The following is a 19,410-nucleotide window of genomic DNA, read 5'->3' as shown; positions in this document are numbered from 1 at the left end:
GCATGGGGCCGTACATTAAATAAGTGATAAGGTGATAAAAAGGCATTACAAGTACTGCATTCATGCCGTTAATTCAGAAGGGTTCAGCTAAAAGTGTTTTTCTCTTTATTCTTGGCGATTGGCTCGGTGTTATCACCGACGCCGCGATTAAAACGCTTTTTCTTGAATAGAATTTAATTAACAAAGCTCAGGAGACCCTAATAACGCCTAATTTTGTCATTTATCCAATAAGTTGTATTTTTTCAATATTCCTCTTAATTGGTGGTAACTTAAGTTTAAAAGCTCTGCCGTTTTTTTCTGATTAAATTGCCCAGCTTTTAGTGCTTGATTTAATAGCTTGGTTTCATAGGCCTCACAGAGTTGTTTAAAATCGGTTGGAAACTGAGTGTGTTGCCACTCTTTTTTCTGTTGATCTTCTCGTTCCAGCGGGGCGGGTGTTAGCTGGGGCGGGAGATTGGGTGTTTCTGTGTTAGGTTGAAGAGGTTTTAGACAGGTTTGAGTGGGCGCTTTGATGCGTTGAGTCGGGCGATAAGGAGAGTCAAAAGGATCAATAACAATGTGCTTAATGGCTGAAGGGTCATCACCATGACGGTAAACACTTCGCTCAACTACATTTTTAAGTTCCCGAATATTGCCAGGCCAAGTATAATCCATGAGTTGCTCTGCGGCTTGAGGACTGAATCCGGTAAACAGCGACTGTTCAAGTTGCTTGGCCATATTGACCGCAAAGTGTTCAGCTAAGGGCATTATATCATCAGCTCTATGTCTCAGAGGGGGAAGGGTAATTACATCAAAGGCTAATCGGTCTAATAAGTCAGCCCGAAACTCTCCAGCATCAGCGAGTGTGGGTAAATCTTCATTGGCAGCACATATGAGCCTGACATCCGTTTGCATTGTTTTACTGCCGCCAACCCGCTCAAATTCACCATATTCAATGACGCGTAAGAGTTTTTCTTGTACTAAGCCTGAAGTGTTGGCCAATTCGTCCAAAAATAAGGTGCCCCCATCTGCTCGCTCAAAACGACCTTGGTGCTTTCTGTTTGCGCCAGTAAATGCCCCTGCGTCATGACCAAAGAGTTCACTTTCCAGTAAACTTTCACTTAACGCAGCGCAATTGAGTTTGATAAAGCTTTGTTCCCAACGTTTTGATAGATAATGTAAACGCTCAGCGATTAATTCTTTACCTGTGCCTCGTTCACCAATGATCAAAACAGGCTTTGACAGTGGTGCAACTTGGGAGATATGTTCAAGGACCTCTAATAATGAATTAGACTGACCAATAAGATTGTCTTGCTTGAATGGATTTGCCACGGTAAATTTTAGTCTTTTACGCTAATTAATGGTGAAAATTATAATAAGATGTTGGCTTAGTAAAAGAAAGTAAAACTTAACTTATCATTTAACGGACTATAAAATAACAATTATTTATAGTTGGCATGAAATGTGATTGTGTTACTTTGAAATCAAATAAATTTAAAGGATAAGATTATGGGTATTTTTTCTCGATTTGCAGATATTGTTAATTCAAACATTAGTGCATTACTTGATAAAGCAGAAGATCCAGAAAAAATGGTCCGTCTCATTATTCAAGAGATGGAGGATATTTTAGTGGAGGTACGCTCAACGTCGGCAAAGATTTTGGCAGAGAAGAAAGAAATCTTACATCGCGTGAGTCGCGCTGAGGCGCAAGTACAGGACTGGCAAGATAAAGCGGAATTGGCTTTGTCAAAAGAAAGAGATGATTTGGCAAAAGCGGCGCTAGGTGAAAGACGTAAAGCCGATGAATTAAGTTCGCGTTTACGAGATGAATTACTGATCATTGAAGAGCAAATTCAAAAGTTAAAACAAGAGATTACTTTACTGCAAGAAAAGTTAGCCGATGCAAAAGTGCGTCAAAAATCAATGATAATACGTAAACAGACGGCCTCATCAAGATTAGAAGTGAAACGTCAACTCGATTCTGGCAAGATTGATCATGCCATGAATAAGTTCGATCAATATGAGCGCCGTATAGAAGGACTTGAGTCACAAGTGGATGCTTACGAATTGGGTAATAAGCCTTCATTAAAGGATGAGTTTGCGGCTTTAGCGGCTGAAGATTCGATGAGTGCAGAGCTTGAAGCGCTGAAAAAGAAAGTGCAAGCAAAGAAAAAAACCAAAACAGAGCAATAGAAGAGTGAGGAAGGGACATGGATACGGAAATATTAATGGTACCAATTATCATCTTTATGGTGGTTGTGGCACCCATATGGTTGGTGCTTCATTATCGCAGTAAACGGCAGGTTGGACAGGGTTTAACTGAAGATGAGTTTGTATTGCTGAATGATTTAAAGCAGCAGGCAGATAAAATGTCACAACGGATCGAGACATTAGAGGCGATTTTAGACTCAGAAGCACCGCAGTGGAGAAAACGAGATGAAGGACACTAAAGGAAAAACCTTATATCGCATACCCAGATCAGGTAAAATTGCGGGTGTGTGTGCTGGTGTGGCTGAGTATTTTAATGTCGAAGTTTGGCTGGTACGTGTGGTCACAGCGTCGATATTCTTATTAGGTGGCTACGGCATTGTACTGATTATTTATATTTTATTATGGATAATTTTAGATATTAAACCCGTTGATGTTAATGCTGATTTTGAGCATCAAGATGTTGATATAAAAAACAAAGTATGGCGACCTGGTGAACCAGCACAAACGGTTCTGAGAGATGTGAATGCCCAATTTAAGGCGTTAGAATTGCGATTACAGCACATGGAGCGTCATGTGACATCGGATAATTTCGATTTAAAAAATCAAATTAATAATTTGTAGCAAGATGATAGATATTAATGATCGGATATTTAGACCTTTTTTATTACAATGATTGCGTATCCTCCCTTATGGCAGTTTGATGACATTGAACTGCTTGTTGGATCTTAGATGTTGAGGTGAATTGAGCTATTATGCTGAATATTGAAAATGCTGTAGAGAGAGCTGTCAATAAGATTAACCGCAAGGCACAATCATTCGTGCATCGAAGTTCTGATAAACACTTAAGGTTAGCGGTAACAGGTTTGTCTGGCGCGGGAAAAACCGCTTTCATTACAGGACTGGTGAATCAATTATTGGAATCTGGGGATCAGGGGGATTATGCTCATTTACCCCTGTGGCATGTCGCTCGGGAAGGGCGGTTACTTGGGGTGAAAAGAGTGCTTCAACCCGATTTAACCATTGCCAGTTTTAATTATCAAAATGCCATGGTGATGTTAACCGATAAACCGACTCAGTGGCCAAATTCAACCAATAATATCAGTGAGATAAGGCTTGCTATACGCTATCAACCTGAGAAAGGCTTATTGGCTAAATTGACTGATAGTGCGACCTTATATCTTGATATTATCGATTATCCTGGTGAGTGGTTATTAGATTTACCTTTACTCAAATTGTCATTTCAAGCTTGGTGTCAACGACAACAACAACGACTTTCCGTTTTGGCGAAATCTCGCTATTTTTATGCTTTTAAACATGCTCTATCTCAATTGAATTTAATGGAAAAAGCCGATGAGATGCAATTAAAACAATTGGCCGATCATTATCAAACATTATTGGTCGATAGTGTTTCTCATTTAGGTTTTTATCATGCTCAACCGGGCAGGATGTTATTACCCGGCGAGTTAATCGATACCCCTGTGCTGGCTTTTTTTCCTCTCATTGAAATGAATGGAGTCGATTTTGACCAGTTAGAGGCGGGTGAGCCCGATAGTGGTTATCATGTGTTAAAAGCGCGCTATCAAGAATATGTGCGAAAAGTCGTTAAACCTTTTTATCAAGATCACTTTTCACGTTTTGATCGGCAATTATTATTGGTCGACTGTTTAACGCCACTCAATAAGGGCAAAGCGCAGTTTGAGGATATGCGTAATGCCATTAATGACATTATGGAAAGTTTTCGTTTTGGTCAGTCTAATGTGCTTAAGCGACTATTTTCGCCCCGCATTGATAAATTATTATTTGCGGCGAGTAAAGTCGATCATGTCACGCGATCACAACAAAGTCATATTTTATCATTATTAACCCAATTGATTAAGTCGACCCAGCAAGGGGCTAAATTTGACGGTTGTGAAGTGGAAACGATGGCGATTAGTGCGATAAAAGCCACGACTCATGGCATGGTAAAACAAGATAATACTGAAATAGAAGTGGTTCAAGGCGAGGAGTTAGCTGGGCGTACTCAGATAACGGTATTCCCGGGGGAAGTACCGCAAACATTACCTCGTAGTGATTTTTGGCAACAACAAGGATTTGAGTTTGTGAATTTTGCTCCGCCGATGCGACAGTCTACGACGAAAGGCGCTGATTTTGATCATATTCGAATCGATCATTTGTTGCAGTACCTAATTGGGGATAAATTAACATGAGCAAATTATTGTGGATAAAAAGAGGTGAATGATGACAAGAGAGACATCTGATTTTATCAAGCCTAAACAAACATTTTCCTCACATGCTGATCCGAGCGAAGCTGTCTTGAAGCCGAGTCAACATTTTGATGACGTGGATGTGTTAGAGGATAAAGAGTCTCAAGAGCAAAGCGCTGACGGGACTTTTTCTGATGATATTCTTGACATGTTAGCAGCAGATGAAGGCTTGCTTAAAGAGAGAACACGGCCCAAAAAAGGTGTCTCTTGGCTCGCTAAGTTGACGCTACTGGCGTTATTTTTACTTATTTCATCTGAACTTTATCTAGGCTTACAGTCGACTTGGGTGCAAAGTTCTTGGTTATTTAGTCTCTATAGCAGCGTGATATTGTTAGTCGGAGTCGGGACCCTCAAACTGATTTTTACTGAATGGCGTAAATTACTCAAGCTTAAAGGCGTTGAAGAAACGCAACAAATTGGCATGCGATTATCTGAAAGTATGCAAATGGGGGAAGCCGATACATTCATTGAGGGGATAGTGACTCATTTACCGCCTTCAAAAGCAACCGAGGCCTATTATTCCTCTTGTAAAGATGATCATAATGATGCGGAGAAACTCATTTTATTTGATCAATTAATTTTACAAGATCGCGATGAGATCGCTAAAAAATTGGTGAGGCGTTTTGCTGCACAATCGGCTTTATTATTGGCCGCTAGCCCATTAGCAGTTCTGGATATGGCATTTATGCTTTGGCGTAATCAACGTATGATCAATGAACTGGCTGCTTGTTATGGCATTGAACTTGGGTATTGCAGTCGAATTAAACTGATCCGCGGGATTCTAATGAATATTATTTATGCGGGAACCAGTGAGATTATTACGGATGTCGGCACGCAGCTTTTATCTGTCGAAATGTCGGGAAAGCTTTCGGCGAGATTGGCGCAAGGATTAGGCGGTGGTTTGTTAACGGCAAGATTAGGCTATCAAGCCATGGCATTATGTCGTCCCTTAGCTTTTGATGGACATTCTAAGCCTAAATTATCTCACATCCATAAAGAATTATTATTAGAATTAAAGGCGCTTTCAAGCAGCGCATTTCCCGTAAACACTCATCGTACTAGTAGGCAGCGTAAAAAGGATTTTACACCCTAAATTGAATTTATTTTATGCTTTTAGTGTGATTTACCCCCATCTTGGTTCATGGTGCTGCAGTGTTACAAAGGGTTATTTGATAAACATTGAACCTATTGGGGTAGAAAAATGCAAAATAAATGGAAGCTTGCGACACAAACTATTCATGCCGGTCATCAAAAAAATAGTGAAGGGGCATTAGTTTCCCCTTTATGTCAAAGTGCAACGTTTGTGTTCGATAATGCTGAGCAAGGTGGCGCGCGATTTTCAGGCGATGAGAAAGGCTATGTTTATACTCGATTAGGCAATCCGACGACCGCAGAATTAGAGCGGAAAATGGCTGTATTAGAAGGCAGTGAAGATGCTGTCGCGATGGCATCTGGAATGGCTGCCGTATCATCGGCTTTATTAGCTAACCTTAAGCAAGGCGACCACCTTGTTGCTTCAAAAGCCGTTTATGGATGCACTTTTTCATTGATGACAGGGCAACTGGCCAAGTTTGGTATTCAGGTAACATTAGTTGATTTTAATGATCATCATGCGATTTGCGCCGCGATTAAACCTGAAACGAAGGTGTTGTTTTGTGAAACACCGGTTAACCCTCATTTAGACGTGTTTGATTTAAGTGCAATTGCCGATATTGCGAAACGATATAGTTTAATCAGCATTGTTGATAATACCTTTATGACACCTTTGTTACAGCGACCAATTAGTCACGGTATTGATATTGTTGTGCATAGTGCAACTAAATATTTAAATGGCCACGGTGATGTCATTGCTGGTGTTGTTTGTGCCAGCAAAGCACAAATGGAAGTGATTAAATACGAAATTCTTAAAGATTTTGGTGGTGTGATCTCCCCACATGATGCTTGGTTAATTTTAAGGGGGCTGAAAACACTTGATGTCAGGTTGGAAAGACATTGTGATAATGCGGAAAAAGTCGCACAGTTTTTAGACATGCATCCCTTAGTATCTAAAGTCTATTATCCTGGACTGGATTATCATGATGGTCATGGGTTAGTTGGGACTCAAATGAAACGGGCGGGTGGGGTTATTGCTTTTGAGTTAAATGCAAGTTTAGAACAAGCTATTTTGTTTGTTAATCGCCTGTCACTTATTGCTATTGCAGTGAGTTTAGGGGATGCCGAAACCCTGATTCAACATCCCGCTTCTATGACCCATTCGCCCTATTCTTTAGATGAGCGAGCTGAAGCGGGGATCAGCGATAGTCTATTACGCATTTCAGTGGGATTAGAATCAGTCGAAGATATCATTGAGGATCTTAATCAAGCATTAGCGAGTATCGATTATTATCGGACCGAGTTGATTGCTGAAATAGAACATACCATAGAGTAGAGTTAATGGTGCTAGATAGCTGAGCTGCTTAGTTGACATTGGGGGTTGTTCTTTTTTCTTAGTAAAAAAGAATAATAATTGGCGAATATGGTACATCTGCTCTACATTGATATGATGGTCATTGGCCAGTAAGCAAATTGATGGTTGATACTTAAATGGATTTAGATCAGGAGAACAATTATGAAAGTTAATAAATGCAGTGTGTTATTTGCTACTTTAATTCGTGATTTGCAGTGCTAATGCTGGCAGTGACTCTTTGGCGAAGGCCATTTCAGCCCCTCAAGCATCATCAACAATGCAAACAGCCCAAGTGTCATCAGATAAGATTAATGTCAATACAGCCTCCGTTTCTGAGCTGGCGACATTAAAAGGCGTTGGCTCTGTTAAAGCGCAGGCTATTAAGCAATATCAGCGGTCTAATGGCGACTTTTCATCTCTTGCTGATTTGGAGGAGGTGAGTGGTATTGGGAGTAGTGTGATTGAAGAGAATAAAAATCGCATAGCATTTAACTAGAAAATGATCTCTTTATCGTCAGTTTGGCTGCTAAGTAGCCAGTCAGATAACGATCGAGGTGTAATTGTGAATTATGACTTGATTGCGTTAAGAGCATAGTAGATAATACGCTTGTTCTTGAGGAGTTAACGTTATTTTCTCAATGAAACCTCTGGTGACCTTAGGGTCCCCTCGCAATGATAACTTGTGAACTCGGCCAGGCCTGGAAGGGAGCAACCGCAGCAAGCGAATCATGTGCCGAGGTGTGGCTCTAGGGGAACCTCCAAAAATATTCATGTTTTTTACTTACTTACTTATTATAAATAACCTCCCGTATTTAACAACCTCAATATTTTATCATTCATTTTTATCATCCAGTTTATCTTCGTTACTTCAATGTTTAGCTATGCTTATACTTATCAATTTTTTGATTGGGGATGTGAGTGTATTTAGGGATAGATCTCGGTACCTCGGCGATAAAAGTGGTGCTATTAGCGGATGATAATCAACCCATAGCAATAGAGGAGCAAGTGTTATCCATATCACGTCCTCAACTTTTATGGTCCGAACAATCGCCTGATGCTTGGTGGAATGCACTTTTAGCTACGCTTGATCGACTGTCATTGAAACAAGCGTTGGTTGATGTCAAAGGGATTGGGTTAACGGGTCAAATGCATGGCGCGACCTTATTAGACAACAAAGCGCAGTTATTAAGGCCTGCCATATTATGGAATGACGGTCGAAGTGCCTTTGAATGCCAAGAAATTGAAGCGCAATTACCCCAAGCCAGAATGTTATGCAGCAACCAAATGATGCCAGGTTTTACTGCCCCGAAGTTACTCTGGGTGAAAAAGCATGAGCCTGAAATTTTCGATAAAGTCCATAAAGTCTTACTTCCTAAAGATTACCTTAGATTTAAATTAAGTGGTGAATTTTCCTCTGACTTATCAGATGCATCGGGGACGGGGTGGCTGAATGTTAAGCAGCGTCAGTGGAGTGAAGAGCTGCTTAATGTGACAGGAATGACCATTGAGCAAATGCCTAAGCTTTATGAAGGTAATGAGATTAGCGGCTATTTACAACACCACTTAGCAAAGAGGTGGAAAATGCACTGCGTACCGATTGTTGCTGGTGCAGGCGATAATGCAGCGGGTGCGTTAGGTGTGGGGATCTGTAAACCTAGACAATCGATGCTATCGTTGGGCACTTCAGGGGTGTATTTTGTGGTAAGTGATGGGGCAAAGCAAAATCCAGATGCAGGCGTTCATAGCTTCTGTCACGCGCTGCCTAATCAATGGCATTTAATGTCGGTGATATTAAGTGCCGCTTCTTGTTTAGATTGGTTTGCGCATATGATAGGTCCCCTTTCGGTATCTCAACTATTACAAGAAGTGGAAACCTCTACGCTTTCTTCCCCTGCTTCGCTATTATTTTTACCCTATTTGTCCGGTGAGCGAACGCCTCATAATAATCCCAATGCAAAGGGGGTTTTTTTGGGATTATCGCATTCAACCACGCGAGCTGACATGACCAAAGCGGTGTTAGAAGGAGTGAGCTATGCGTTAGCGGATGGCTTTAGAGCTTTACATGAAGTACAGCCAGACGTTGAATTTATTTCGCTGATAGGGGGAGGATCAAAGAGTGTCTATTGGCGGCAATTGTTAGCGAATGTGTTGGGTAAGCAAGTGGAGTATCGTGAAGGCGGGGAGATTGGACCGGCATTGGGCGCGGCAAGATTGGCAAAATATGCTCTTATGCCTAACAATAAAGTATCAGATATTTTTCCACTCCCTAAGCTAATCGCGTGCTACGAACCTGAATTGTCATTGTATAGGGAGCATCTTGAGAACCGCGCTAAATTTAGTGAGCTTTATAGAAGCCTTATTCACTTGTTCTAATCGGGTTCGACTGGGAATAGCTTTAAAAAGAAATAGTTAAAGTTAATAGATGAGTCATTTTTATTGGAGGATGCTATGAGTGAATATTTTAGTGATCTTGGCGCTATTCAGTATGAAGCGACTGATGCTTCTTATCCACTTTCTTTTCGTTTTTATGATGAGAAACGCTTAGTGCTAGGGCAATCAATGAAACAGCATTGTCGTTTTGCGGCATGTTATTGGCATAATTTTTGTTGGAATGGGGTCGATATCTTTGGAGAGCCGGCTTTTGATAGACCTTGGCATCAATGCGGTGATCCGCTTAAAATGGCCAAGTTAAAAGCGGATGTGGCCTTTGAGTTTTTTGCAAAACTAGGCGTGCCTTTCTACACCTTTCATGATACGGATGTATCACCGGAAGGTGACAGCCCAGCAAGCTATTTATATAACTTTAATGTTATGCAAGAGGTGCTTGCGACTAAGCAACAAGATACAGGTTTAAAGCCTTTATGGGGGACGGCAAATTTGTTTACTCATAAACGTTATATGTCAGGTGCTGCCACTAACCCCGATCCTGATATTTTTGCTTATGCTGCGATGCAAGTATGCAACGCGATGCGAGCAACCCATGAACTCGGAGGGGAAAATTATGTTATTTGGGGGGGGCGGGAAGGCTATGAAACATTATTAAACACCGATTTAAAACAAGAAAGAATGCAATTGGCACGTTTTTTAAATTTGATTGTTGAACATAAGCATAAAATAGGTTTTGAAGGCACATTATTAATTGAGCCTAAACCACAAGAGCCGACTAAGCATCAGTATGATTATGATACTTCTGCGGTATATGCTTTTTTGAGTCAATTCGGTTTAGAGAAAGAATTTAAAGTGAATATTGAAGCTAATCATGCGACTTTAGCGGGGCATTCTTATCACCATGAAGTGAGTAATGCCTTTGCGTTGGGTATTTTTGGTTCTTTAGATGCCAATAGAGGCGATCCTCAGCTGGGGTGGGACACCGATCAATTTCCTAATAGCGTGGAAGAGATGACCTTAATTTGTTATGAAATCCTTAAACATGGAGGGTTTACTACAGGAGGTTTTAACTTTGACACTAAACTTCGTCGGCAAAGTATTGATAAAAAAGATCTCTTTCATGCTCATATTGGAGCGATGGATACGATTGCATTAGGGTTACTTAAAGCAGAGAGAATCATACTGGATGAACATTTATCCTCACTGGTTACCGCTAGGTATAAAGGATGGAGTACGTTATTTGGGCAAGATATTTTAAATGGAGAAATGAGCCTACAAGTCCTAATGGATTATGTGGCGCAAAATAAACTGAATCCTCAAGGAGTTACTGGGCAGCAAGAGGCATTAGAAAATTATATTAATAGAATGATTTATAAATAAGATCATGACACAACTGGGATGGGCCTGTTGAAGATAATATGAATAGGAGAGCAATGTGTTAAAGCTGAAAAAACATCAAGATGAAAATATGTTTTTTGTGGTGTTAATTAGTTGCATTGCAGCTATTGGTGGCTTTCTTTTTGGCTTTGATAGTGGTGTGATAAACGGAACGATAGAGGGTTTGCAGCACGCCTATCATTCTACTTCGGTGGGATCAGGTTTTAACGTCGCTTCAATGCTATTTGGGTGTGCAATAGGCGCTTTTTTTGCTGGGCGATTATCGGATAGATGGGGTCGTCGAACGGTGTTAATCATTTCGGCGATTTTTTTCATCATTAGTGCTTGGGGCTCTGGGATGGCTGGCTCCTCAGGTCTTTTTGTTTTTTTTCGTGTTTTGGGCGGTTTTGCTGTGGGCGCCGCCTCAATCCTTTCTCCTATTTATATTGCTGAAATCGCTCCGGCACGTTATCGAGGTGCGTTGGCTTCATTGCAGCAAGTTTCAATATTAACTGGATTGTTAGCGGCATTTTTAAGTAATTACTTGCTTACCAAGATTGCAGGTACATCAATGACTATTCTTTGGCTTAATTATGAAGCTTGGCGTTGGATGTTTTGGGTGGAGATATTGCCTGCTGTTATATTTTTATTTGCACTATTGTTTATTCCTGAGAGTCCTCGATATCTGGTTGCAGAGAACCAAATATCGAGGGCTCGAAAGGTGTTAACCCGTCTCTATGGGCTACATCAAGGTCGCATTAAATTGAGTGAAATACATGACTCTTTATTATCTGATCATCCTCCTAGTTTTACAGACTTAAAAGATTCTAAAACAGGTAAAATACAGCATGTGATGTGGGTAGGTATAGGTTTAGCCGCTTTTCAGCAATTAATAGGCATTAATGTCGTGTTTTATTATGGTGACGTGCTTTGGCAGGCTGTAGGATTTTCTGAAGAAAAAGCTTTATTAATCAATGTTTCAACCGGTGCTGTGAGTGTGGCTGCATGCATTGTAGCGATGTTCTTGATTGATAAATGGGGACGTAAGCCTTTTTTACTCCTTGGTTCTGTGGGGATGTCAATTGCATTAGGTTTAATGATTTTTGCTTTTTCTCAAGCAGATATGGGCAGCAACGGTAAACTTATCTTAGGCGATTTTGGACTGTTAGCTTTAGTGTCAGCAAACGCCTATGTCTTCTTTTTCAATTTGTCTTGGGGGCCGATTATGTGGGTAATGTTAGGCGAAATGTTTCCTAATCAAATCAGGGGATCTGGATTAGCCGTTGCAGGGTTTGTGCAATGGGGGGCTAATTTTTGTGTGACGGTCAGTTTTCCTTTGTTTCTCTCAGCGCTTGGATTAGCAGTAACTTATAGTTTTTATGGTATTTCGGCTCTATTGTCTATTATTTTTGTATTTATCTACGTATATGAAACAAAAGGTAAAGAATTAGAATCTATGCCTTATTGATGTTAAAAACATTTGTTTTATGTTTAGTTATTATAGGGAGTGATGTGGAGCGCTTTTAAGATAAGTAAACTATTGCGATTATTGTTTGATAGCAGGGCATCAATAATAAGAGACTAATGCTGCGTGTTTTTAATTAAATTCGGTTTATTTTCAAGTTGATTAAGAATAAATATCCTATGATTAGGTAATAGTGGGTATTTAGGGATTTTAGAGCTTTTATTTCATTGCGTTTTACACTCTTCGACGACTAGAAAGGAATGCACATAATCGATGAAATACAGTAATAACAACTTTCTTCTTATCATGTCGATTAGTTGCGTTGCTGCAATGGGATCCTTCTTATTGGGTTTTGATACGGGTGTTATTAACGGTACCGTGGGAGGGTTGAGGTTAGCCTTTGATTCAAATTTATTCGTATCGAGTTTTAACATTGCTTCTATGTTATTAGGTTGTGCCATTGGGGCTTTTTATTCGGGTAGGCTATCGGATATTTATGGTCGACGAACCATGCTTATTGTCGCTGCGGTGTTATTTATACTGAGTGCTGGCGGATCGGGGATGGCTGATTCTTCGAATGTCTTTATTTTTTATCGGTTAATTGGTGGGTTAGCCGTAGGCTCTGCTTCTGTTCTTGTGCCGATGTACATTGCTGAAATTGCGCCGGCACACTATCGAGGTGCCTATGGTACTTTACAACAGCTGGGCATTGTTAGTGGTTTTTTAGTGGTTTATACCAGTAATTATTTACTCGTCAGTTTGTCAGGAACCTCAATAAACGAATTTTGGCTGGGTTATGAAACTTGGCGTTGGATGATATGGGGGGAGCTATTACCTGCGTTCATTTTTTTTATCACATTATTTTGGATCCCTGAGAGCCCTCGCTATTTGGTTGTTAAAGGGAAAAATAAGCAAGCGTTAAAAGTGTTAATTAAACTCTATGGGCAATTTCTAGGAGAAGCGAAATTGCTGGATATTTCGATGTCGCTTTCGAGTGATCACGCCCCAAGATTATCAGATTTATGGAGTAATCATACTGGAAAAATTCGTCGGATCGTTTGGATAGGGCTTGTTATCGCCGTGCTGCAACAGCTAATGGGGATTAATGTTATTTTTTATTATGGCTCTGTTTTATGGGAGCTAGTTGGTTTTTCTGAATTAAATTCATTATTGATTAATATTGTGGTGGCGAGTGTGGGGGCCCTGGGGTGTATTTGCATGATTTTTTTAGTCGATTATTGGGGACGGCGACCGCTGTTAAAATTAGGCAGTATTATTCTCTTTATTACATTGATAATCATCGCTTTTATTTTCTTTAATGTAAAGAAAGATGTTTATGGCGTGATCAATTTAGGCGAGTATAGGATGTTAACCTTAGTACTTGTTAATATGTATGTTTTCTTTTTTAATTTATCTTGGGGACCGGTGATGTGGATAATGTTAGGGGAAATGTTTCCGAATCAAATTAGAGGCTCTGCCCTTGCGGTAACAGGTTTCATGCATTGGATTGCTAATTTTGTGGTTATTATGACGTTTCCATTATTACTCCGGTATGTTGGGTTAGCTGGGGTGTTTAGTCTATACAGTTTATTTGCCTTACTATCGACGTTATTTGTATTTTATTATCTTACTGAAACAAAAGATAAAGAGTTAGAAGAACTTAAAAGTTAATCAGACAATTTTAATGCATTTATTCCTGTGTAAATGATATTTTTTAATACGATAAGTACATGAATTGAAGTTATCCGGTATTTTGTTTGATTTTTGACCTTGGTCGATATGTTGATTACCTGATAGCACATGGGGTCGCGCTATCTAAAGGGCTAAACCCAACCTTTGTAAACTTTTACATAAGCACTTAATCGCTTACCGTTATCATGTTCTTGTCATCATAAACGTTCGGTTTATAGGTCATTGTTGAAATGAAAATTGAATCATTCAAGCTGAGCATACTGTATGAAATACAGTAATGAAAACACTGTTCTTATCATGTCCATTAGTTGTGTTGCAGCGATGGGAGCATTTTTATTTGGTTTTGATACTGGAGTGATAAATGGCACTATTGGAGGGCTTAGGTTAGCGTTTAACTTAACGCTTGTGGCTTCTAGTTTTAATGTGGCTTCAACCTTGCTTGGTTGTGCTGTAGGTGCTTTTTTTTCCGGCCGACTCGCCGATATTTATGGTCGTCGTTTTATGATGATAATTGCTGCAGTATTGTTTATCTTAAGTGCTTGGGGCTCAGGAATTGCAGATACCTCTAATGTATTTATTTTTTATCGCATGGTGGGAGGGTTTGCTGTGGGCTCAGCATCCATTTTAGTGCCTATGTATATTGCTGAAGTCGTGCCTGCACGTTATAGAGGTGCGTATGCCGCATTGCAACAAGTTGCTATAAATGTAGGGTTGTTCGTTGTTTTTATGAGTAATTACTTGCTTGTTCATTGGGCTGGAACCTCAATAAACACATTCTGGCTTGGTTATGAAGCGTGGCGGTGGATGTTATGGGCTGAATTACTACCGGCCTTCATTTTTCTATTTACCCTTTTTTTTGTACCGGAAAGTCCCCGCTATTTAGTCGTTAGAGAAAAAAACAAACAAGCACTCGTTGTACTCACGAAATTGTACGGGCAATTTTTTGGTGAGGCAAAATTAATGGAAATCTCATTGTCTCTATCAGCTGATCATAAACCTAGATTGTCAGATTTAAAAAATCCAGTTACAGGAAAAGTACGCCGTATTGTGTGGATAGGTATTGGAATTGCGGCATTTCAACAGTTTATGGGGATCAATGTTGTTTTTTATTACGGTGCAATTTTGTGGGAAGTGGCAGGTTTTTCTGAATCTGATGCATTGCTTATCAATGTGATTAGCGCTGCATTAAGCATAGGTGCGTGTGTTTTTACGATTCTTTTTATTGATAGATGGGGTCGAAGGCCTTTTCTTTTAATCGGCTCTACGGGCATTATTATTTGTTTATTGTTATTAGTGTTTGTTTTTTATCAGGCAACCCCAGACATTTATGGCGTCATGGATTTAGGCCATTATGATACGTTGGCTTTAATCGCGGCGAATGCTTATGTCTTTTTCTTTAATTTATCATGGGGACCCGTGATGTGGGTCATTTTGGGGGAGATGTTCCCAAATCAAATTAGAGGGTCTGGTTTGGCAGTAACGGGATTTGTGCATTGGATTGCTAATTTCATTATCACCATGAGTTTTCCATTATTACTCAATAATATGGGGTTAGTGGGGGCTTATGCTGGATACAGTTTATTTGCATTTCTCTCCATTATTTTTGTTTACCGCTATTTAGATGAAACAAAAGGAAAAGAACTAGAAGAAATGAGCATGTAAGTCAGCTTATTTTGTTGAGATATCTTGATAAATTAACCAGAGAATTTTTTATACTTTTTAAATAAAGAGCGATATTAATATATTGAGACAATGGTATGACACACAATAATGAACGTATACCCTTTATTACATTGATTAGCTTTATTGCTGCTATAGGTTCATTTTTATTTGGCTTTTATACTGGGGTGATTAATGGAACATTGGGCGGGTTAGAGGTGGCTTTTAATTCTGAGTATATGGGATTGAGCTTTAACGTTGCCTCTATGCTTGTGGGCTGCGCTATTGGTGCTTTTTTTGCGGGTCATTTGGCCGATGTTTACGGCCGTCGTTCAACATTACTTGTCATCGCATTATTGTTTGTTGTGAGCTCTTGGGGTTCTGGAATAGCCTCCACATCCTATGTATTTATTGCATTTCGTTTGCTCGGAGGAATGGGGGTGGGTGCTGCATCTGTTATTGTTCCTATGTATATAGCTGAGGTTGCCCCAGCTCGTTATCGTGGCTCTTTAGGTGCTTTTCAGCAAGTCGCCGTTATTATTGGTTTATTTGTTGCTTTTTTAAGTAATTATATTTTTGTTAATTTAACGGGTGGATCAAGCCATATTTTTTGGTTTGAATATGAAGTGTGGCGTTGGATGTTTTGGGTTGAATTGATCCCATCTTTTGTTTTTTTATTTGGGTTATTATTTATTCCTGAAAGCCCTCGATATTTAGTACTGCATGGGCAGCATAAAAAAGCTGTGAAGGTATTAACACGTCTTTATGGTCAGTTTGTTGGAGAAGCCAAATACCTTGAAATTTCGTTGACGTTATCAGATACACATTTACCTCGATTTTCTGATTTGAAGGATCAGAAGACAGGGAAAGTGAACAGAGTTGTATGGGTTGGGTTAGGTTTGGCTCTTTTTCAGCAGGTAACTGGGATCAATGTTATTTTTTATTATGGTGTTATTTTTTGGAAAGCTGCGGGTTTTACTGAATTAGATGCACTGTTGATTAATGTCATCATCGGTTTTACCTGCTTGGTAGCCTGTTTATTTACATTACTGTTTATCGATAAATGGGGACGGAGAATCTTTTTACTTATTGGCTCAATATGTATGACAGTATCATTAGCTGTGATGGTATATGTTTTTTCTCAAGTACCAGTAGCGAGAGCAGGCACGCTAGACTTGGGACATTTAGATACAACAATATTAATTGCAGCCAATGCTTATGTATTCTTTTTTAGTCTATCTTGGGGACCTGTTATGTGGGTGCTGTTAGGAGAAATATTCCCTAACCAGATCCGTGGCTCAGCTTTAGCCATCAGTGGCGTGGCTCTATGGAGTGCAAATTTAATCACAGTAATGACATTCCCTATTATTTTAGGGGCCTTTGGATTAACCAGTGCTTATGTGCTTTATACTATTATGGCATTTTTGTCGATTATCTTTGTTTATAAATATATTTACGAAACAAAAGGAAAAGAGTTAGAAGCAATGCCGTATTAGACTGTGAGTGAATGGTTACGTTCAGACCAATCTTAACGATAACCTAATCTCTCTTTAAGGTTTAGAGCGAATGAGAATTTAGGGCTAATGCCTCAGGGATCTCTTCGTTATTTGAATATGAGCGCCCATACAGGCACTCAATGTATTTGTCTAAAATGGTCTGTTCACATCTGCTGTATAGCCCAACCCATAAATGCTTTTCTAGTGGGGGCATCGGCCTGTTCCCACCAATATTTTAACATTTTTTGTGCTTCTTTTGAGGACTGAGTGGAAGTTGTATTATTGGATGTGGCATGGGTGATAGGATCTTGTGGCTGAGGTATGGGCGCTGCATTGCCTTTACTGGTCGCCGCCGTTGCAGCCATTTTAGGATCAATATCTTGCTTGTTTCGAGTAAATAACTGAGAAACGAAGCTTTCTTCAGTAAAATCAGTTTGTTTAACTTGATAGTCAACGGCACCATTATCGCCACGTTTGATGATGACCTTAGGTGATTTTGAAAAAGTATTAGGGTCTTTTACAGGAATACCACCAACAGGAAGTAAGTGATATTGATAGTCACCATTGACATCTAAGGTCACAATAAAAGGTGATGATTCAACACGATATTCACTATCACTGTAATCATCTTCTACCATGTCACTATACCGGATAGCGATTTTATGGCTGCCGGGCTGTAATTGTAAATCAGCTTTATGGGTAAAAATATTGGTTTTTATTTTCTGTCCGTCAATAGCCAAATATTCAAAAGACATCGGAATAGTCAGAGTAGCAGCAAGACAAGAGCTACTTGCCAGTAGTGTCAGTAAAGCGGTTATGGTACGTATTGATTTCATTTTCATTCCTTAAAGAGCTAGAGCATTCTATTTTTTATCAGTCTTTGCTTTTTTTATGGTTCTATACCCAAGTCACCTGAACCTTGAACTTTCAGCTAGCTTGGGCTTGGGTATAAATACGTTATTTTATTTGAATGTATTTATCATGTCATAAAAAGCTAATAATTTCGATTTTTGTTAGGCCGTTCAAAAAGTTGGATACGTTCTTCAATATAAGTAATGGCTTGACGGCATTTCCCTAAGCGTCGGTGTAATAAGAGAATGTCATTTTGTCGGACTATCTTGTCATTTTTATGACAATTGGCTAATTGAGATTGTAAAACCTCAATTTTGTGTTGCATTTTCTTTTGCCAATCAAGGTGTTTATTCCGTTCGTCATATAATTTATGACTATTTTGCATGACATTTGATGCTATCCAGCTAAAGCCACTGTCTTGGTGAGCGAGTTGATTACGTTTAATCGCTTGATTACGTTTAATTGTTTTTTTATGTTGCGCCGTTTTGACATCGAGGTTTGTGGCTTTTAAGGCGCGTTTAACTGCCGTAAATTGATCCTGAATACGTTCACAATGATAAAGTATGGCTGGAGAGGTGAGATTAAACGTTAACTGTTTTTCAAGTTGTTGAATATTTTTTGCAATTTGTTCGATACAAGGGAATAACTTTGCGCCAGACTGTATAAAAAGTGCGCGATTGAAACGTTCAATATCGAGTAACATTTTCTGTTGTGTTTTATGTAAATGGCTATCATGTTGTAGCACATCTTGCTCAAGGCGTTTAAGTTGTTGTTTTAATGTATTGATGAGCTCATTTGTTGTCATTACCATGCACTCCAAGCGAGTTGTGCTGCAATAATGACGATGATGGTAATGAAAATAGGGCGGATGAAAGCAAAGCCAAATTTAATGGCTGAACGAGCGCCAATATAGGCACCTAGCATCATGCATGCTCCCATAGAGAGCCCCAGAGTAATATCCACTTTTTGTAAGATAAAGAAAATGATCAACGAAGTAAAATTACTGGTAAAAGTCATTGCTCTTGCAAGGCCGCAACTGTGGAGTAAGGGTAATTTATGGTAGCGACTGCTGGAAACTGTCCAAAACGCTCCTGTACCAGGGCCTGCAAATCCATCATAGAAACCCAACGGAATAGCTTGAAGCCATTGTTTCAATGGGGAGGCTGGATATTGAGGGGCTTTAGAATATTGATCACCCATCGCATTAGGTTGAAATAAAGTATAGAGCGCGATGGTAATGATGATTAACGGTAACCCTTTTTCTAACCATTCATTGTCAACAAGGTAAACAGAAAAAGAGCCAATAACCGCGCCAATGAAGGTGGCTATAAAGGCGTGATACCAAAGACTCGGAGAAAATAATCTTTGTTTATAATAGGTAAAGGCCGCCATAGAGGAGCCAAAAGAAGCTGCTAGCTTATTGGTTCCTAAAGCCATATGGGGATTCACTCCCATCGTCAATAATGCTGGAATAGACAAAAGCCCACCTCCGCCGACGACGGCATCAATAAATCCTGCGACAAATCCAACTAATGCAAGAATAGCCCAAGAGCTAGGCTCAAATAATAAGTCCAAAAGGTA

17 protein-coding genes and 1 other RNA gene are annotated in these 19,410 nt (G+C 39.6%); 14 read left to right on the top strand and 4 right to left on the bottom strand.

Annotation, left to right across the window (positions count from 1 at the left end; genetic code table 11):
- Nucleotides 1-216: 216 nt before the first annotated feature.
- A complete protein-coding gene (gene pspF / locus L2764_RS05390) occupies nucleotides 217-1,311 on the bottom strand; it encodes a phage shock protein operon transcriptional activator (protein ID WP_248939213.1) in 1,095 nt (364 codons plus the stop codon).
- Nucleotides 1,312-1,488: 177 nt separating this feature from the next.
- On the opposite strand from pspF, the gene pspA reads away from it, so the two are divergent.
- The 14 genes from pspA (at nucleotide 1,489) to L2764_RS05320 (ending at nucleotide 16,977) form a co-directional block, all read left to right on the top strand.
- Complete coding sequence (gene pspA, locus L2764_RS05385) at nucleotides 1,489-2,172, top strand: phage shock protein PspA (protein WP_248939212.1); 684 nt, start codon at nucleotides 1,489-1,491, stop codon at nucleotides 2,170-2,172.
- Nucleotides 2,173-2,189: 17 nt separating this feature from the next.
- The gene (pspB, locus tag L2764_RS05380) at nucleotides 2,190-2,429 is read left to right on the top strand and encodes an envelope stress response membrane protein PspB (RefSeq protein WP_248939211.1); all 240 of its coding nucleotides are present in this window, start codon (nucleotides 2,190-2,192) and stop codon (nucleotides 2,427-2,429) included.
- The gene (gene pspC / locus L2764_RS05375) at nucleotides 2,416-2,811 is read left to right on the top strand and encodes an envelope stress response membrane protein PspC (protein WP_248939210.1); all 396 of its coding nucleotides are present in this window, start codon (nucleotides 2,416-2,418) and stop codon (nucleotides 2,809-2,811) included. Before pspB ends, pspC begins: the two co-directional genes overlap by 14 nt.
- Nucleotides 2,812-2,942: 131 nt before the next feature.
- Nucleotides 2,943-4,397: a YcjX family GTP-binding protein gene (locus L2764_RS05370; protein ID WP_248939209.1), complete on the top strand. Its 1,455-nt coding sequence runs from the start codon at nucleotides 2,943-2,945 to the stop codon at nucleotides 4,395-4,397.
- Nucleotides 4,398-4,425: 28 nt separating this feature from the next.
- Nucleotides 4,426-5,547, top strand: a complete 1,122-nt coding sequence (locus L2764_RS05365; protein ID WP_376708378.1) for a TIGR01620 family protein — start codon at nucleotides 4,426-4,428, stop codon at nucleotides 5,545-5,547.
- A 108-nt stretch (nucleotides 5,548-5,655) separates the two neighbouring features.
- Nucleotides 5,656-6,882 (top strand): trans-sulfuration enzyme family protein, encoded by a 1,227-nt coding sequence (locus L2764_RS05360; RefSeq protein WP_248939208.1) that lies wholly within the window; start codon nucleotides 5,656-5,658, stop codon nucleotides 6,880-6,882.
- Between the two features lie 223 nt (nucleotides 6,883-7,105).
- Nucleotides 7,106-7,396: a ComEA family DNA-binding protein gene (locus L2764_RS05355; protein ID WP_248939207.1), complete on the top strand. Its 291-nt coding sequence runs from the start codon at nucleotides 7,106-7,108 to the stop codon at nucleotides 7,394-7,396.
- 160 nt (nucleotides 7,397-7,556) lie between these two features.
- Nucleotides 7,557-7,653: signal recognition particle sRNA small type (gene ffs, locus L2764_RS05350), an RNA gene on the top strand.
- 165 nt (nucleotides 7,654-7,818) lie between these two features.
- The gene (gene xylB / locus L2764_RS05345) at nucleotides 7,819-9,273 is read left to right on the top strand and encodes a xylulokinase (protein ID WP_248939206.1); all 1,455 of its coding nucleotides are present in this window, start codon (nucleotides 7,819-7,821) and stop codon (nucleotides 9,271-9,273) included.
- 75 nt (nucleotides 9,274-9,348) lie between these two features.
- Entirely contained in the window at nucleotides 9,349-10,668 is a 1,320-nt protein-coding gene (gene xylA, locus L2764_RS05340; protein WP_248939205.1) for a xylose isomerase, read from the top strand.
- Between the two features lie 55 nt (nucleotides 10,669-10,723).
- Nucleotides 10,724-12,133, top strand: coding sequence for a sugar porter family MFS transporter (locus L2764_RS05335; RefSeq protein WP_376708377.1), 1,410 nt, complete (start codon nucleotides 10,724-10,726; stop codon nucleotides 12,131-12,133).
- A 270-nt stretch (nucleotides 12,134-12,403) separates the two neighbouring features.
- Nucleotides 12,404-13,801 (top strand): sugar porter family MFS transporter, encoded by a 1,398-nt coding sequence (locus tag L2764_RS05330; RefSeq protein WP_248939204.1) that lies wholly within the window; start codon nucleotides 12,404-12,406, stop codon nucleotides 13,799-13,801.
- A 285-nt stretch (nucleotides 13,802-14,086) separates the two neighbouring features.
- Nucleotides 14,087-15,484: a sugar porter family MFS transporter gene (locus tag L2764_RS05325; RefSeq protein WP_248939203.1), complete on the top strand. Its 1,398-nt coding sequence runs from the start codon at nucleotides 14,087-14,089 to the stop codon at nucleotides 15,482-15,484.
- A 95-nt stretch (nucleotides 15,485-15,579) separates the two neighbouring features.
- The gene (locus L2764_RS05320) at nucleotides 15,580-16,977 is read left to right on the top strand and encodes a sugar porter family MFS transporter (protein ID WP_248939202.1); all 1,398 of its coding nucleotides are present in this window, start codon (nucleotides 15,580-15,582) and stop codon (nucleotides 16,975-16,977) included.
- Nucleotides 16,978-17,141: 164 nt separating this feature from the next.
- On the opposite strand, the gene L2764_RS05315 is transcribed toward L2764_RS05320, so the two are convergent.
- From L2764_RS05315 to L2764_RS05305, 3 genes are all read right to left on the bottom strand, one after another.
- Nucleotides 17,142-17,813: a DUF2057 domain-containing protein gene (locus L2764_RS05315; RefSeq protein WP_248939201.1), complete on the bottom strand. Its 672-nt coding sequence runs from the start codon at nucleotides 17,811-17,813 to the stop codon at nucleotides 17,142-17,144.
- Nucleotides 17,814-17,971: 158 nt separating this feature from the next.
- A complete protein-coding gene (locus L2764_RS05310; protein ID WP_248939200.1) occupies nucleotides 17,972-18,634 on the bottom strand; it encodes a primosomal replication protein in 663 nt (220 codons plus the stop codon).
- Complete coding sequence (locus L2764_RS05305) at nucleotides 18,634-19,404, bottom strand: sulfite exporter TauE/SafE family protein (RefSeq protein WP_248939199.1); 771 nt, start codon at nucleotides 19,402-19,404, stop codon at nucleotides 18,634-18,636. The genes L2764_RS05310 and L2764_RS05305 overlap by 1 nt, the downstream gene beginning before the upstream one ends.
- Nucleotides 19,405-19,410: the final 6 nt, after the last annotated feature.

The sequence above is a fragment of the Shewanella surugensis genome (genome assembly GCF_023284005.1).
In the GTDB taxonomy this organism is placed as follows: Bacteria; Pseudomonadota; Gammaproteobacteria; order Enterobacterales; family Shewanellaceae; genus Shewanella; species Shewanella surugensis.
The sequence above is the reverse complement of the archived record's forward strand: the minus strand, read 5'-3'. Positions and strand labels throughout refer to the sequence as shown.

Coding starts and splice junctions, on each gene's coding strand:
- pspA (WP_248939212.1), top strand. CDS start 1,489: ATGGGTATTTTTTCTCGATTTGCAGATATTGTTAATTCAAACATTAGT.
- pspB (WP_248939211.1), top strand. CDS start 2,190: ATGGATACGGAAATATTAATGGTACCAATTATCATCTTTATGGTGGTT.
- pspC (WP_248939210.1), top strand. CDS start 2,416: ATGAAGGACACTAAAGGAAAAACCTTATATCGCATACCCAGATCAGGT.
- L2764_RS05370 (WP_248939209.1), top strand. CDS start 2,943: ATGCTGAATATTGAAAATGCTGTAGAGAGAGCTGTCAATAAGATTAAC.
- L2764_RS05365 (WP_376708378.1), top strand. CDS start 4,426: ATGATGACAAGAGAGACATCTGATTTTATCAAGCCTAAACAAACATTT.
- L2764_RS05360 (WP_248939208.1), top strand. CDS start 5,656: ATGCAAAATAAATGGAAGCTTGCGACACAAACTATTCATGCCGGTCAT.
- xylA (WP_248939205.1), top strand. CDS start 9,349: ATGAGTGAATATTTTAGTGATCTTGGCGCTATTCAGTATGAAGCGACT.
- L2764_RS05330 (WP_248939204.1), top strand. CDS start 12,404: ATGAAATACAGTAATAACAACTTTCTTCTTATCATGTCGATTAGTTGC.
- L2764_RS05325 (WP_248939203.1), top strand. CDS start 14,087: ATGAAATACAGTAATGAAAACACTGTTCTTATCATGTCCATTAGTTGT.
- L2764_RS05320 (WP_248939202.1), top strand. CDS start 15,580: ATGACACACAATAATGAACGTATACCCTTTATTACATTGATTAGCTTT.
- L2764_RS05315 (WP_248939201.1), bottom strand. CDS start 17,813: ATGAAATCAATACGTACCATAACCGCTTTACTGACACTACTGGCAAGT.
- L2764_RS05310 (WP_248939200.1), bottom strand. CDS start 18,634: ATGACAACAAATGAGCTCATCAATACATTAAAACAACAACTTAAACGC.